Raw genomic sequence first — 15,457 nt, 5'->3', positions numbered from 1 at the left:
TACTCCCCTTTTCATAAAGAAACACTATTCAGATGAAAGAATAGTGTTTCTAGTTGTTTAAATCGTGTATTTGATCGTCTGTTTTTCAGTGTGACGCTCGATTGCAAGTTCTACTAATTTTTCAATAAGCTCTGGATAGCTCACTCCCGCCTCTTGCCATAGTAACGGGAACATACTAAATGGTGTAAATCCAGGCATTGTGTTAACTTCATTAATGATGACTTTTCCCTCTTTTGTTAAGAAGAAATCGGCTCTTACCAATCCTGAGCAATCAAGGGCTTTGAATGCCTTAATCGCCTCTGTTTTGACGGCTTCGTATTCTTCATCTGTAATATCGGCCGGAATTATAAGTGCTGTATCACCATCTTCATATTTTGCTTTATAATCATAGAAGTCCTTCTTCGGTACGATTTCACCAACAACTGAACAGCTTGGATCGTCATTTCCAAGGACTCCAATTTCGATTTCACGACCAATAATTGCCTCTTCAATGATGATTTTTCGGTCAAACACAAATGCTTCCTCGAACGCTTTTTCAAGACTTTCACGGTTTGTCGCTTTGCTAATACCAACACTTGAACCAAGGTTAGCAGGCTTTACAAAGCAGGGATATCCTATTTCTTCTTCAACCTTCGAATAAGCTTCTTCCGGCTTTTTCTTCCATTCACTTCGAATATAGGAAACATATTTTGCTTGAAGTAGCCCGGCTTGGCCGAAGATATTTTTCATAATAACTTTATCCATACCTGCAGACGAAGCAAGTACACCGTTCCCGACATACGGAATGTTTACTAGCTCAAGCAGTCCTTGAACGGTTCCATCCTCACCGTTTGGTCCATGTAATAATGGAAACACCACATCAATGGTTTCATCTTGATTGGCTTTTTGTGCTGGGAAAAGCTCAGCATTTAAAGAAACAGGTGACATTGGAGTTCCGGCTTCTTTTAGAATTAGTTTCTTTACGTCATCGACAGGGCCAGTTAATTGGCTTCCGCGAATCCATTCGCCTTCTTCCGTTATATAAATGGGATGAATATCATATTTTGAGTGATCTAACGCTTTGATTACAGCTAATGCGGTTTGTAAGGAAACCTTATGCTCAGCTGATTTCCCTCCGTATAGCAAGCCTAGTTTGACTTTCATAAGCTTCCTCCTAAAAAATCAATATACCCTTTATTTTAACATTAACGCGTCTATATTATATAACAAATACATAACATTTCTATAATTTATTACATATGTCTAGAAAAGTGTCTGTCTAGGCTTGTAGCTAATTTTCCAAGTAGAAATGGTAGTATGTCTAAACTAAAACAGGTAATTGCGTTTTAACAATCCATAATTGCGCGTTATTTAAGATAATTGCGCGTTCCTAGGGGCGAATTGCGTCTTATTTTAAATAATTGCGCTTTAAACAGCAACAATTGCGCGTTACCAATTTTTTAGTCACCAAAAAAGCCTCAACGGTGGAACCGTCAAGGCTTTTCTATGATTATTCTAGTGCACTGGCGCTTTGGCCAATGGTGTAGATATGTTCTTGTTGGATGATTTTTTTGATTTCAAGTGATTTGATATGGTGACCGTCCATTTCAATGATTCTAAATTCATAGTCTCCATATGGAACTTTATCACCAGGGTGGATGTCAATTTGTTCTGTTAAAATCCAGCCACTAATCGTATCCACATCTGTATCATCAATTTTCAAACCGAATAAGTCGTTGACTTCCCCGATTAAAACCTTCCCATCTAAGATGGTAGTCGTATCGTTAATTTTTTGGATGGCCGGTTTTTCATCTGTATCAAATTCATCGCGGATTTCCCCAACGATTTCTTCAATTATATCCTCAACCGTCACCAATCCTGAGGTACCACCATATTCATCAATTAAGATCGCCATGTGGACGCGTTCTCTTTGCATTTTTGCTAATAATTCCTGGATAGGGATTGATTCAATCACATGAATAATGGGTCTCGTATAATCCTCAATTGTTTTTCCATTTGCACCCTTGCCTGTTACCACATCCGTAAGCAGTTCCTTTAGGTTAACCAGACCGATAATATGGTCCTTATCGCCATCAACGACTGGGTAACGCGTATACTTCTCACTTGTCATAATCTCTAAAATCTCTTGAACTGATTTTTCCTTATCAAGGGCAATAATTTCAGTACGAGGTACCATGACTTCCTTTGCCACACGATCATCAAATTCAAAGATGTTATTTACATATTTATATTCAGACTGGTTAATTTCACCACTTTTAAAGCTTTCAGATAAAATCAGACGCAATTCTTCTTCTGTATGGGCAATGTCGTGTTCTGAAATTCGCTTAAAGCCGAATATTCCAGTTAACAAGCGCGCAGAACCGTTCAATACCCAAATGAATGGATACATCAATCTATAGAAAAAGATTAATGGTCTAGCAAAGAATAGGGTAATTCTTTCTGCTTTTTGAATTGCGATTGTTTTTGGTGCAAGCTCCCCGACTACTACATGTAGAAACGTAATGATCAGGAACGCTAAAGCAATTGATAATACACTTGAAAATGAAGTTGGTATGTTTAACATACCGAATATTGGATGAAGTATAGCCTCCACTGTTGTTTCTCCAAGAAAACCAAGTCCTAAAGCTGTTACTGTAATACCTAACTGACATGCAGACAGGTATTCATCCAGGTTTGAGATGACAGTCTTAGCAGCAATTGCGCTCCTGTTCCCTTCTTGTACGAGTTGATCGATCCGAGTACTTCTTATCTTTACAATCGCAAACTCCGATGCCACAAAAAAGGCAGTTAACGCAATCAAAATTGCAACCATGACCAAATTAAATATCTCCAAATAGTTTCCTTACACGCGAGAGGCGAGTAAGGATTACACCTCCTAAATAGGTAAGTTTTTCGTATTACATAAATGTTGTTTATACAAAGTATTTATGACAATGATTTTTTATTCTTTAAGAATGAATTTTTATTCTGTAAGTTTCATAGTTTACATTCACGTGAACAGAACCATGAGTAATTTTGCGAGTGTCACGCTTTGTGTGGACATCTTACTCAATACAGATTTTTGTTGCTCTTCTGAGAGAGAATCAAGCATGGGCTTCATTTCTTTTAGTTCTGTTTCTAAATACTCCATTCGTTTCGAAAGAGCCTGTGTGTACTTCAAGACCTTTTCTTGCTCCACACGACTTGTGTGGAAAAGCTCTACCTTTTCCTTGATTTCAAGTAAAGGGATGTTTAACTCCTTATACTGTGCCACGAGATGAAGAGTTTCTACAGCCTCATCACTATAGAACCGATAGTTTGAGTCAGATCGTTCAGGAGTTAAAATACCCAGCTGTGTGTAATAATCGATTGTACGCTTTGATACATTTGCTTCTTTTGCTAATTCTCCAATACGGTATAACTTCCCAACGACATCACCCCTTCTATCAGACTTCTATTCTTCTATTATATGTAAAACAAACCGTACAGTCAAACGTGTTGGTTTTTTCTGTACGGTTTGTTTATTTTACTTTTACTTTTGTCCAGGCGTAACCTGTGTTTTTAGACTATAGAGGCCACCCTTCAAGTGGGATAGTGGTAAATCCTTATGCCTTCTTCTTAACACTTTTGCAGCCTGTTTGCTTCGTATCCCTGTTTGACAATATAAGATAATGTCCTTATCTGTGGGGATTTCTACCTTGTTTCGTTTAATTTTAGATAACGGAAAATTAACGGCCCCTTTAATATGGTTTGTTTGGTATTCATAAGGGTTACGCACATCGATAAGCGTAATCTCTTTTGGCTTTTTCATTTTCTCTTTAAAATCTGCTTCCGATAAGTGTTCGAGGTTTTTTACAGGACGAAAGGAATCGTAAATTAAAATAACAAAGATAACCCCTAATCCAATTTGTAACCACGTAATTGTATCCATTTTTTCAACATCCCTTTTCACACACGTTATTTCCCTATTATAATCGATATATGGAGGAAACGAAAAATCTCATGTGACAATGCCTCCTATTTGCGGTAGAGTAGACTAGAAAAATGTTATAGGGATTGGAGAATTCAAAAAATTGGGGCAGGCTTTAAAACGTTTTTTTGCTGGTACGGTGTTTATCACTTATTCACTATTTCTTATCTATTGGATGTTTTTTGCATATTTCCGGACAAAGGGCGGAGAATTCCGGTATAACCTAATGCCTTTTTCTACGATTAAAAATTATTTTACGTATTATGATCATTTTCCTTTTCACATCTGGATCATTAATATCGCAGGAAATATTGGCGTTTTTGTACCATTTGGGATTGTGCTTCCGATTCTCTTCCCAAAGCTTTCAAATTTCTTTTTATTTCTTTTTGCTTTTATCATAGGCATTTTTTCTCTTGAAATTCTTCAGCTTTTTAGCAAACTAGGAAGCTTTGATGTGGATGATATTATTTTGAATACAGTAGGGGCTGTGATTGGCTTTATTTTATTGAGGCTCTTTAGGCGACGTAAAAATAGGAGATGAGGTCCAATACCTCATCTCCTTTTATCGATTGACGGATGCTGCCATTCGTACATATGTATGGCGTTTTCCACGAATCGCGATTGAATACGTCATAATGTTTTCAGGGATTGCGATGCCATGAAAACCAGCATCCCCAATATGATAGATGTCGGCACCTGCCATTTTACTTGTTAACGCAATTTGCCGAATGGTTGCTTCATCGGCACCTTCTTGGCTTGTACCAATTGTTAGCATCACCAAAGCCCCTTTGGAATGAACAAAACGGACATTTTTTTCCGTTGCTTCAAGCGTGATTCCCGGAACGGTTCCAGGTGCAGGCATTAAAATCACATCTGCCCCTGCATCCACAAAGCTTTCTAGTGCTGTATCGGAAATGATTCCACTTCCAGATTCATTGGCAACTCCCGCACCATGCATTTTTCCCGCAATAATAAGACCTTCACTACCGAATACTTCACGTGCCTTCTTAATCGCGACGACAATTTCATTATTTGTAACACCCGTTTTCGGGTTTCCAGTTAAACAAACAAAATCAAAGCCTAGTTTTTTCGCTTCACGTAGAGATTCTTCTGTCGCCAAACGTCCTTTGGGAAGTTGACTTAATTTTTCAAGCTGCTGTGCGTTTGGGTCAACAGGTTCTAAATTTAAGCCAATTGGTCTGCCGGTAAGCTCTTTTAGCTTTTCAACAATAGATTCACCTTCTCCGGCTTCATAGCCTTCAACAAAAGGCGAAAACACATCAAAATAATTAAAAATCAAGAGATCGGCACCAAATGCTGACGCCATTTCCGCATTTGTTACGGCCGGATAGATAGGCTGAAAGGAACCAATTACTTCGGATAAAATAACCCTTCCCTCTGAAGCCTTAATGGATTGTTTGAGATCTTGTCCGTTCATTTTTCTGAAATCTGAGGCTGTACAATCTAAAAGTCGTTTCATGATGAAACCTCCTATTATGTTCGAATCATTTCTACCTTATATTTATATCTGTCGGCTCGGTAATAGGATTTAACAAACTCAAGGGGTTGCTGGTCCTCAAGGTAAGAAATTTGTTGGATATACAGGACGGGCGCTCCTACCTTGATCCCTAACGCAGAAGCCTCGCGTTTGTGGGCAGTTGTTGCTTCCAGTTCCTGAACTCCAGACACAATATGTAGTCCCATTTCCTCGACATATTTAAATATGGAATGTTCAGCGACTTCCCTGGTTAGACCCGGCACAAGGTTTTGTGACATATAAAAAACTTCAAAGGCAATCGGCTGCTGGTCCGCAAGTCGCAATCGTTCAATTTGGTAAACCTCGGCTCCTTTGTCTATCATAAGTTGTGAGGCGATTAAAGAGTCTGCTTCTATACTGCAAAAGCTAAGAACCTCTGTACCTGGTTCGAGTCCTCTTGAGCGCATGTCCTCTGAGAAGCTTGTTAATCTCTGGGTATTCTTTTCGAATTTTTTGACAGTCACAAAAGTCCCTTTTCCTCGTACCCGTTGTAAATAACCTTCATTGACGAGATTATTGATGGCCTGTCTGACGGTCATTCGACTAATTTGAAACTTTTCGGCAAATTCTCTTTCAGAAGGGATCATCTCACCTGGATTCAGCTCTTTTTTTTCAATTTTTTCGCGAATTCGCTGTTCAATTTGAAAGTAAATAGGTACGGGTGAACTCTTCTTTATCACGGTCAAATTCCCTCTTTTTTTCATCATCCACTAATGAAAGTGCCTCTTCATCTGCAATAATCGTAACGTCAGGATGATTCTTTAATACAGTAGCCGGAATCGTTTCAGTGATGCCCTCATTGATTACTTTTTCAAGGATCTCAGCCTTTGTTTTTCCTGATACAAGCAATAGGATTTTGTTACTTTTCATAATGGTAGCAATCCCCATTGTAACCGCATGTGTTGGAACTTCTTCGATGCTATTGAAAAAACGTTTATTCGCTTGTCTTGTTGATTCTTCGAGCTCGACCACATGAGTTGCAGAATCGAAAGGTGTACCAGGCTCGTTAAAGCCAATATGTCCATTTACGCCAATACCTAGTAATTGAAGGTCGACTCCACCTAAATCCGAAATGACCTGTTCATACTTTTGGCTTTCCTCTTCATAATTAGTTGCCAACCCGTTTGGAATATGGGTATTTTCTTGATTAATATTGATATGTGAAAAAAGGTTTTCCATCATGAAATGATAATAACTATTTGGATGGTTCCTATCGATCCCTAAATATTCATCCAGATTAACGGTATGAATGTTTTCATAGGACGTCTTATTTTGCTCGTGGTCCTTAATTAACTCCTTATATGTTCCCACTACCGTACCACCAGTCGCAAGACCTAGTACCGAGTTTGGTTTTTCTTTTACTTGATGTGAAATCATAGCTGCTGCCAATTGGCTCATTTCTTCAAAATTCCTTACTGCTACAACCTTCATCATTATCCCTCCCTCTTTGAATACGCAAGTTTACCACGACAAAATGTCATGATCACCTCTAATTGTTCATTTACTATGACAATATCTGCGTCTTTACCAGCCTTAATGCTTCCTTTTCGGTCAAAGACATTGATTTGCTTTGCTGGGTTAACAGCTGTCATGACGGTTATGTCCTGAAGAGAGCAATCAGCGAATTTCATCATGTTTCGAACTGCATCATTTAATTTTAAAATACTTCCCGCCAAGGTTCCATCTTTTAATACCGCTCTTTCCTCATTTACAATTACTTCTTGACCACCTAAGTCATACATTCCTGCACCAAGACATTTAGCTCGCATTGCGTCGGTTACAAGAATGGAACCTTCACTCCCTTTATTCTTATAAGCAAACTTCACCATTTTAGGAGCGATATGAATACCATCGACAATCATTTCGCATTTAACTTCATCGTGTAAAAGTACAGCACCTGCTACACCTGGCTCCCGATGATGAATGCCACGCATGCCATTAAATAAATGTGTAGCATGGGTAACCCCAGCCTCTATCGCCGCTTCAACTTCATCATACACCGCATCTGAGTGCCCAATAGAGGCAACAACTCCTGTGTTTTTCAAATAGGACGTTAACTCAAGTCCTCCTGGTTCTTCTGGTGCTAATGTCACAAGGCGAATGTTGTCACCTGATAAGGATTGCCATTTTTTAAACAGCTCTACATCTGGGTTAATGATATTATCAGGATGCTGTGCTCCTGCTCTTTTCGGGGATAAAAACGGCCCTTCTAAATGTGCACCTAAAATTTCTGCAGCCCCAAGATCTTGATTTGGCATAAAATCAGCAATATTTGCAATTGCGGCTTCAATATCGTCTTTTGTCTTTGTCATTGTAGTCGCAAGAAAGCTTGTCGTACCTTCCTTTGGTAGCAGATTTGTCATTGTTTCTAATGCATCTGGGGTTGCGTCCATCACATCGGCACCGCCAGCCCCGTGTATATGTAAATCAATCATGCCTGGAATGAGTGAATACGAATCATCAAAGGTAATGACCTCGTCTTTATCGCTTGCTTGGAAATCAGCCATGGGGCCAACCCTCTTAATCTTTTCTCCATCCATTTCAATAAAACCTTTTTCAAGGATACCATCTTCGGAATATATAGTCAGATTTGTTATATACATATCAAGGACTCCTTTTATGTTTCTTACGTTAAGTATATCGTTAATCTCAACTAGTTGTCTATACCACTATATCATTTGTTATTTTTCTATACTTTTCCCTTCTTATCATAAAATTATTGTATTCTTATTAAATAAAGAAGGACTGTCCCTATGTGGAACAGTCCCCTCATTTTTATTTCTCTTTACGAATTTTATGAACTTCGTCTGCAACGAATTGTACGTTTGTTCCTACAATAACTTGAATGCTATTTTTACCAACAACGTTGATTCCAGGAACTCCCGTTGCTTTAATTTTTTGCTGATCGACTTTATCCATATCTTTTACTTCTAAACGTAAACGTGTTACACAATTATCAACTGATGTTACGTTCTCGTCTCCGCCTAGGCCCTCATAAATTTGAGCCGCCATAGCTGCGAATTTTGTCTTTCCGTCTGCTTGAGTAGTTGTTTCGACAACTTCCTCATCTTCACGACCAGGTGTTTTAAGATTAAACTTAACGATTAAGAATCGGAATAGAACATAATAAATGACCCCGATTACAAGTCCTTGTACTAACAACATCCAAGGTTGATTTGCGATAGGATTTCGTAAACTTAAGAAAAAGTCAACAAAACCAGCACTAAACGCAAATCCAGCAGTCCAATGGAACGTTGCTGCAATAAATAATGAAATACCAGTTAAGGCTGCGTGTACAACATATAATGCTGGAGCTAAGAACATGAACGCAAATTCAAGTGGCTCTGTTACACCTGTGAAAAACGCTGCGAAAGCCGCTGCCATTAATAAAGATGCAGCTTGTTTCTTTCTTGCTGTTTTAGCTGTGTGATACATCGCAAGTGCTGCTGCTGGTAAACCAAACATCATCACTGGGAAGAAACCAGCTTGGTATCTACCAGTAATCCCTTTTTCACCTGAACCACTCAAGAAATTATTGATATCATTAATACCCGCTACATCAAACCAGAAAACAGAGTTTAATGCGTGGTGAAGACCAGTTGGAATCAATAACCTATTAAAGAATCCATATAAACCAGCACCCACTGCACCTAAGTCAATAATACCTTTACCGAATGCTACTAATCCTGAATAGATAACTGGCCATACAAATAATAGCACTAAAGATGCAACTAGCATTGCTACAGATGTCATAATTGGAACAAGTCTTTTTCCGCTAAAGAAAGCCAATGCATCTGGTAATTGTACCTCACTGAAGCGATTATACATGACCGAAGCGATAATACCAGAAATAATACCTATAAATTGGTTTTCGATTTTTCCAAACGCTGCATTTACTTCAGTTGGGTCGACCCCTTGAAGCATTGCTACTGTGTTTGTTGCAAGTAAAGTTGTCACAGTTAGGTATCCAACCAAACCAGCTAATGCTGCAGATCCATCTTTATCTTTCGACATTCCTAAAGCGACACCAACCGCAAATAGAATTGACATATTGTCAATAATGGCTCCTCCTGCTTTTATTAAGAAAGCTGCGATTGGGCTTCCGCCGCCCCAGCCTGATGGGTCAATCCAATACCCGATACCCATTAAAATCGCCGCTGCTGGTAATACCGCAACAGGTAACATCAATGAACGACCGAGTTTTTGAAGATACTTCATCATGATGATAATTCCTCCTTTATTTTGTAGTTTCCTTCTATTCTTTGGTCCTCTAACTTCAAAAATAAAATCATGAATGCAATATAGGCAACGCTTACACGTTAGTGTAACCAAAAAATAGGCGGAATACTTACCGCAACTCATTTTAACACCGGGGGGTTTAGTTGTCTATACCAGTTTTAAGGTATTTATGACAAAAAATCAGCATTTTTATCTACTACAATATTACTAAAGGCGTATAGATGATGGGATTTCATTATATTACACTAGGGATAAGCAATTGATTAGGAGGTATTCCATGAAACAAGGCGATAAGGTTGTTTATAATAATGAGATTTGTACGAAGTTCTATATGTTTATGAAAATGGAATGTATGAAATTAAACAAATGGAATTTCTCTTTAAGGTAGAACTTGTAAATCAGAATGATCTCATACCATTTGCTTCTTAATAACAACTCCCTCCTTTCCTAAAGGTTAAAAAAATCCATTGTTTCGTAACAATGGATTTTACTGTGTTTCCCCTATATGTTTTTTAGTACGGCACGTACTGGACTCCCATCCGCCCCTTCAATTGGTAGGGGGAGCGCAATTAACTCGTAATCACCTGGTTCCACATCATCTAAAACAATCCCCTCAAGAATATATATGCCATGCCTATGTAGTTGATGATGGGCTTGTAAATCTTTGCTATCCACCTGATCAACAGATGGCGTGTCCACCCCTATTAACTGAATCCCTTTTTCTGCTAAAAATGCGGCTATCTCAGGTTTTAAGCTTGTAATCGTTGTCGGAAATTGGCTTCGATTTTCCCAAGAATTTGTGCGGATTAATAATCGTCTCACACCCTTTAAATCAAATCTGTTAAGGTCCTCCATTCCAATCTCATTTTTTCCCGTTACCTCAATTACTCGTGCTTTCCCCACATATACGTCAAGTTCTAGTTCATGCACTTTTTTTCCATTATTATCAAAATGGAAAGGTGCATCAATATGTGTACCAATATGGGTGCTTGTTGTGATTTTTCCTACATTAACTGTCGAAGCTTCCTTCATGGACCAAGATAGTTTGTATTCAAACGGCGTGTCATTCGGCCATTCTTTTGTTGCATGACTTAATGGCTGTGAAATATCAATGATTTTCATATTATTCACCTCTACCTATATTTTGTCCCCTATTAAGTATACGATTTGGTCAAACAAATCTGTCATTTTATTCTTAACATAAAACGATATCTTACGGAGATTCTAGAAATGTCATCTCAAAAAGAAGGTGATATGTATAAAAAAGCAACCCTTAAGGAGGTTTATTATGGGAATATTAAGTGGAAATCCAAAGGAAGAACCAATGCATTATGGTGAAGTTTTTGGTGTATGGTCTCACTTATTAGCCGCAAAAGGTATGGTGTCTGCTTACCAAACGTTACTTAATCATACAGGCGATGACGATTTAAAGAAACTTTTAGAAGACATCATTGAAAATGGACTAAAACTTGAAATTGAAGAAGTGGAAACATTGTTAAAAGAAAATGGAATAGGGTTACCTCCTGCGCCTCCAGAACGACCTAATGCATGCCTTGAGAACATCCCTCCAGGTGCTCGTTTTCTAGACCCTGAAATTGCAGCTAAGGTGTCCGCCGATATTGCTGCAGGTTTAGTTGCATGTAGTACGCTCATTGGCCAATCCATTCGTGAGGATATTGCTGTAATGTATGGGCAATTCCATATGAAGAAAGCCCAGTTTGGTGCCAGAATGCTACGTTTAAACAAAGAAAAAGGGTGGCTTGTTCCTCCTCCACTTCATATCAATAAAGCTGAGGGATGCTAAAGATTCCTTGAAAGGCAGTTCCGATACGGAGCTGCCTTTTTCTATGGCAATTTTATCATTTTTCATTCGTCATAACGTTCTGTCTGCCTCTCTCTTTAATTACCATCCATACTTTCTTAAAAGAAGTAGCAAAATAGAAAAGTAAATCGAATCATGCAAAGGAGGAATTTAGATTGCAAAGATTTACAAAAACAGGTATAGCGATTCTGGGGTCTGCGATGCTTTTATTATCTGCCTGTAATAACAACAACGCGGCAGATGATACTGACACGAACCGCTCAGCAAACGTAGAAAATGTGAATAACGGCTATATCATAAAACAAGACCGTCCTTATCGCACGACAACTTCAAGCGATAAGTATCCACATACAACTAGTGTTCAGAACACACATGGTGAACAAAAATATTTTCGTTTTATTAACAAAAAGATCGTAGTAGGAACTCCAAACGGCACGAATGTAGTTCCTAATGGGAACAATCAATTTAGAAGTGGCCCAAATAATATTGCTCCGGCACCAAACCCAACGGGGCAAACACCTCCTGTTGAACAAAATCGTCAGCCTGCGACTGAACAGCCTGCTGCTCCTGCTCCAGCACCAGCAACAGGGGGAGTTAGTAATTTTGAAAGACAGGTAATTGACCTTACAAATGCCCAGCGTAAGAAAAACGGTTTACCTGCCCTTCAGACGGATACAGCATTAAGCAAAGTCGCAAAGACAAAAGCAAATGACATGCAGCAAAAAAATTATTTTTCCCATACGAGTCCTACTTATGGATCTCCGTTCGATATGATGAGGGATTTTGGGGTTTCGTACAAGACGGCTGGTGAAAACATCGCCAAAGGTCAAACATCTCCTGAAGCTGTTGTAAACGCTTGGATGAACAGTGAAGGACATCGTAAGAATATCCTGAATCCAAACTTCACGCATATTGGAGTTGGTCACCAAACAAGCGGCAACTACTGGTCACAAATGTTTATTGGAAAATAAAAAAATGGGGCAGACATGATAAAATGTCGCCCCTGTTTCCTTTACTTCTTAATTTTTACAAATTTACGTTTTCCGACTTGAACAATCATGTCTTCTGTTATTTCCACATCCAAATGAATATCCTCTACTTTTTCGCCATTTAATTTGACGCCACCGTTTTGAATCATTTTTCGCGCTTCCCCTTTGGACTTTTGTAAATCCAATTGAACAAGTAAATCAATAATGGAGATTGAGTTTGCTCCTGACCAAGTGACTTCTGGAATGTCTTCTGGAATTACTCCTTTTTGAAAGACTGTTTTAAAATGATTTTCAGCTTGCTGAGCCGCTTCTTCATCATGGTACATTCTCACAATCGTTCTTCCAAGAAGCATTTTTGCATCACGTGGGTGAAGCGTACCATTTTCGATGTTTGCTTTGATTTCATTCTTTTCATCAAGAGATAAGTCCGTTACTAAATCAAAGTATTTTGCCATCATTTCATCCTGGATGGACATTGTTTTTCCGTACATGTCATTTGGTGCCTCATCAACACCAATGTAGTTCCCTTTTGACTTCGACATTTTTTCAACACCATCGAGTCCCTCTAATAATGGAAGAAGAATAACAACTTGCTTTTCTTTACCAAAATGTTCTTGTAAATGCCTTCCCATTAACACGTTAAAGTGCTGGTCATTTCCACCTAATTCAATATCACTTTCGAGTGCAACAGAATCATAGCCTTGCATAAGTGGATAGAAAAATTCATGAAGTGAAATAGGCTTTCCAGTCGCTAAACGTTCCGAGAAATCATTTCTCTCCAGCAAACGCGCAACTGTAATACTTGCCGCCAAGTTGATAATGTCCTCGAAATTTAAAGTTGATAGCCACTTCGAATTGTAATGCAGCTCCACCTTCTCCATGTCTAAGACTTTTCCAAACTGCTCAAAGTATGTTTTGGCATTATGCTTCACTTCTTCATCTGTCAGTTGTTTACGTGCAACGGATTTACCGGTTGGGTCTCCGATTTTCCCTGTAAAATCACCGATTAGAAGCTGGACGATATGCCCGTTTTCTTGGAATTGTTTTAATTTGTTTAACACCACGGTATGTCCTAAGTGTACATCTGGCGCAGATGGATCAAGACCCAGTTTTACCTTTAGCGGTTGGTTGGTCACAATCGATTTGGCGATTTTTTGTTTTAGTTCATGTGCAGGGACTATTTCCTGTACCCCATTCGAATAGATGGCAAACTGTCTTTCTAGTTCTATTTTTTGTTCATCTGTTAATTGTTCGATAAAGTTCTCCATTTGGTTTTCCTCCTAGTGTGTGATTTTTAAAAGTGTCTTTCTTATAAGGATTTTGGATTTAGGAAATATCGGTCAGGTACATTTCTTATAGCATTGATGGACTTTCGTCTTTGAGACAACTAAACAGAGACATTTATGTCTGCGCCCAACCTGCTTTTGTCCGCGAGACTGCCTCTCAAAGACACTTCTTCCTATGTTCATCTCGCTTTTGTCTCCGAAATAACCCATCAGAGACATTTCAGGTTGCGATTAACCCGCTTTTGTCCGCGAGACTGCCTCTCAAAGACACTTCTTCCTGTGTTCGTCTCGCTTGTGTCTCTGAGATAACCCATCAGAGACATTTCAGGTTGCGATTAACCCGCTTTTGTCCGCGAGACTGCCTCTCAAAGACACTTCTTCCTGTGTTCGTCTCGCTTGTGTCTCTGAGATAACTCATCAGAGACATTTCAGTCTGTACTTAACCCGCTTTTGTCCTTAAGACACTTCCTCTCCCCAAAAAAACATAAAAAACCACGCCCCTAAAAAAGGGACGTGGTTGCACGCGGTACCACCCTTGTTTGAAGATATCGATCTTCCGCTTCATTCGAATAACGGTTCGTCCGTTCTTTGCTAATTTCCGACTCGTGTTCACAAAGAAAGCTCAAGGAGGTAATTCGCAATTATCTTTGTTCCGGTTTTCACCAACCACCGGCTCTCTGCAACAGGGAGATAAGTTGCTACTGATTCCTATCATCACTTAATTATTTATTTATAATGGCTATTGTATCGAATCGTTCCATAATTAACAAGTAAAAATCCACTTCCTTTTTTCGACATAAAAACAGAAGTGGGTTGTAAGCGCTTTAACTACTATCGCTGTAAAATTAAATTTTCAGCAAATGTTATGCTCTTTATTGTTACTGGCAGGCTGCCTGCTGGTGTATTGAGTAATACATTATCATCCACATTTCGCAGCAATAATTGCCTTCCCACTGGTGATAAAAATGAGATACATCCTGCATCCGGATCTGATTGTTTCGGCAAACATATATAGTAATCCTCGGTATCGTCATCACCATCAAACATGACAGTTACCTTTGTTCCAATAAAAACCTTAGATATCGGTCCAATCACTTCATTTTCCAAGAAGCTTTCAAGTTCATGAATATAGGAATTAAAGAAGTTATTGTCTCTTTCTTTAAGTGGTGTGGAGGATAAATAGAGACTTTTTAATTCCTGAAAATTCGTGTCGATATATTGGAGCTGCTCCTTAAAGTAATTTTTATGGCTCATAGTAGATATCCTCCTTGCTAGGATCAAACACCTTGTAAAACTTCATTGATACCTTCATTTTTTATTTCCCCTTCCTATTTTTGAATATAAAAATGTAGACCTCCCTCAAACCGAGAAAGGCCTACCATACATTTCCAATTATATCATAGTTATACCAACAAAATCTAGCTATCTCGTAAACTGTTGATTCGACAAAATTTAACTGTTTGTGGTATATCATTTATCGTTTTACGGTTAGGTGATATACCGATTATGCTGTTTGCGGTATATCATTTATCGTTTTGCGGTTGAGTGATATATCGATTATCCCGTTTGCGGTATATCATTTATCGTTTTACGGTTGAGTGATATACCGATTATCCGGTTTGCGGTATATCATTT

General features: G+C 38.7%; 15 protein-coding genes, 1 pseudogene and 1 other annotated feature. Of the genes and pseudogenes, 3 read left to right on the top strand and 13 right to left on the bottom strand.

Features of this window, described 5'->3' with window-relative positions:
• Positions 1 to 57: 57 nt before the first annotated feature.
• The 5 genes and pseudogenes from E1I69_RS19715 to E1I69_RS19700 form a co-directional block, all read right to left on the bottom strand.
• Positions 58 to 1,143, bottom strand: coding sequence for a D-alanine--D-alanine ligase (locus E1I69_RS19715; RefSeq protein WP_136381276.1), 1,086 nt, complete (start codon positions 1,141 to 1,143; stop codon positions 58 to 60).
• Between the two features lie 346 nt (positions 1,144 to 1,489).
• Positions 1,490 to 2,812, bottom strand: coding sequence for a hemolysin family protein (locus tag E1I69_RS19710; RefSeq protein ID WP_242634651.1), 1,323 nt, complete (start codon positions 2,810 to 2,812; stop codon positions 1,490 to 1,492).
• 177 nt (positions 2,813 to 2,989) lie between these two features.
• Positions 2,990 to 3,253, bottom strand: a complete 264-nt coding sequence (locus E1I69_RS19705; protein ID WP_242634650.1) for a hypothetical protein — start codon at positions 3,251 to 3,253, stop codon at positions 2,990 to 2,992.
• Between the two features lie 9 nt (positions 3,254 to 3,262).
• Positions 3,263 to 3,349, bottom strand: a pseudogene (locus tag E1I69_RS25525) (MerR family transcriptional regulator); the annotation flags it as partial.
• 162 nt (positions 3,350 to 3,511) lie between these two features.
• Positions 3,512 to 3,910: a rhodanese-like domain-containing protein gene (locus E1I69_RS19700; RefSeq protein ID WP_136381273.1), complete on the bottom strand. Its 399-nt coding sequence runs from the start codon at positions 3,908 to 3,910 to the stop codon at positions 3,512 to 3,514.
• 142 nt (positions 3,911 to 4,052) lie between these two features.
• Here E1I69_RS19700 and E1I69_RS19695 point away from each other — a divergent pair, with 142 nt between their 5' ends.
• Positions 4,053 to 4,490, top strand: coding sequence for a VanZ family protein (locus tag E1I69_RS19695; RefSeq protein ID WP_242634649.1), 438 nt, complete (start codon positions 4,053 to 4,055; stop codon positions 4,488 to 4,490).
• A gap of 21 nt (positions 4,491 to 4,511) precedes the next feature.
• Here E1I69_RS19695 and E1I69_RS19690 read toward each other — a convergent pair whose 3' ends face one another.
• The 6 genes from E1I69_RS19690 to kynB all read right to left on the bottom strand — a co-directional run bounded on the left by E1I69_RS19690 (position 4,512) and on the right by kynB (position 10,847).
• Entirely contained in the window at positions 4,512 to 5,429 is a 918-nt protein-coding gene (locus tag E1I69_RS19690; RefSeq protein ID WP_136381272.1) for a haloacid dehalogenase-like hydrolase, read from the bottom strand.
• 14 nt (positions 5,430 to 5,443) lie between these two features.
• The gene (locus tag E1I69_RS19685; protein ID WP_136381271.1) at positions 5,444 to 6,166 is read right to left on the bottom strand and encodes a GntR family transcriptional regulator; all 723 of its coding nucleotides are present in this window, start codon (positions 6,164 to 6,166) and stop codon (positions 5,444 to 5,446) included.
• The gene (gene nagB, locus E1I69_RS19680) at positions 6,123 to 6,917 is read right to left on the bottom strand and encodes a glucosamine-6-phosphate deaminase (protein WP_136381270.1); all 795 of its coding nucleotides are present in this window, start codon (positions 6,915 to 6,917) and stop codon (positions 6,123 to 6,125) included. The genes E1I69_RS19685 and nagB overlap by 44 nt, the downstream gene beginning before the upstream one ends.
• A gap of 2 nt (positions 6,918 to 6,919) precedes the next feature.
• Complete coding sequence (gene nagA, locus E1I69_RS19675; RefSeq protein WP_136381269.1) at positions 6,920 to 8,089, bottom strand: N-acetylglucosamine-6-phosphate deacetylase; 1,170 nt, start codon at positions 8,087 to 8,089, stop codon at positions 6,920 to 6,922.
• Positions 8,090 to 8,261: 172 nt separating this feature from the next.
• Positions 8,262 to 9,707, bottom strand: a complete 1,446-nt coding sequence (nagE, locus tag E1I69_RS19670) for an N-acetylglucosamine-specific PTS transporter subunit IIBC (protein WP_136381268.1) — start codon at positions 9,705 to 9,707, stop codon at positions 8,262 to 8,264.
• Between the two features lie 519 nt (positions 9,708 to 10,226).
• Positions 10,227 to 10,847 (bottom strand): arylformamidase, encoded by a 621-nt coding sequence (gene kynB / locus E1I69_RS19665; protein ID WP_136381267.1) that lies wholly within the window; start codon positions 10,845 to 10,847, stop codon positions 10,227 to 10,229.
• 166 nt (positions 10,848 to 11,013) lie between these two features.
• Between kynB and E1I69_RS19660 the strand changes: the two genes are divergently transcribed.
• Both E1I69_RS19660 and E1I69_RS19655 read left to right on the top strand, forming a co-directional pair.
• Positions 11,014 to 11,529, top strand: coding sequence for a DUF3231 family protein (locus tag E1I69_RS19660; protein ID WP_136381266.1), 516 nt, complete (start codon positions 11,014 to 11,016; stop codon positions 11,527 to 11,529).
• A gap of 173 nt (positions 11,530 to 11,702) precedes the next feature.
• Positions 11,703 to 12,518, top strand: coding sequence for a CAP domain-containing protein (locus E1I69_RS19655; RefSeq protein WP_136381265.1), 816 nt, complete (start codon positions 11,703 to 11,705; stop codon positions 12,516 to 12,518).
• Positions 12,519 to 12,559: 41 nt separating this feature from the next.
• Here E1I69_RS19655 and tyrS read toward each other — a convergent pair whose 3' ends face one another.
• Positions 12,560 to 13,804: a tyrosine--tRNA ligase gene (gene tyrS, locus E1I69_RS19650; protein ID WP_136381264.1), complete on the bottom strand. Its 1,245-nt coding sequence runs from the start codon at positions 13,802 to 13,804 to the stop codon at positions 12,560 to 12,562.
• A gap of 522 nt (positions 13,805 to 14,326) precedes the next feature.
• Positions 14,327 to 14,546: a binding site (T-box leader), on the bottom strand.
• A gap of 107 nt (positions 14,547 to 14,653) precedes the next feature.
• Complete coding sequence (locus tag E1I69_RS19645; protein WP_136381263.1) at positions 14,654 to 15,076, bottom strand: GreA/GreB family elongation factor; 423 nt, start codon at positions 15,074 to 15,076, stop codon at positions 14,654 to 14,656.
• Positions 15,077 to 15,457: the final 381 nt, after the last annotated feature.

The organism is Bacillus timonensis (assembly GCF_004799755.1).
GTDB lineage: Bacteria > Bacillota > Bacilli > Bacillales > Bacillaceae_L > Ferdinandcohnia > Ferdinandcohnia timonensis_A.
This window is presented reverse-complemented; position numbering and strand designations above follow the sequence as displayed.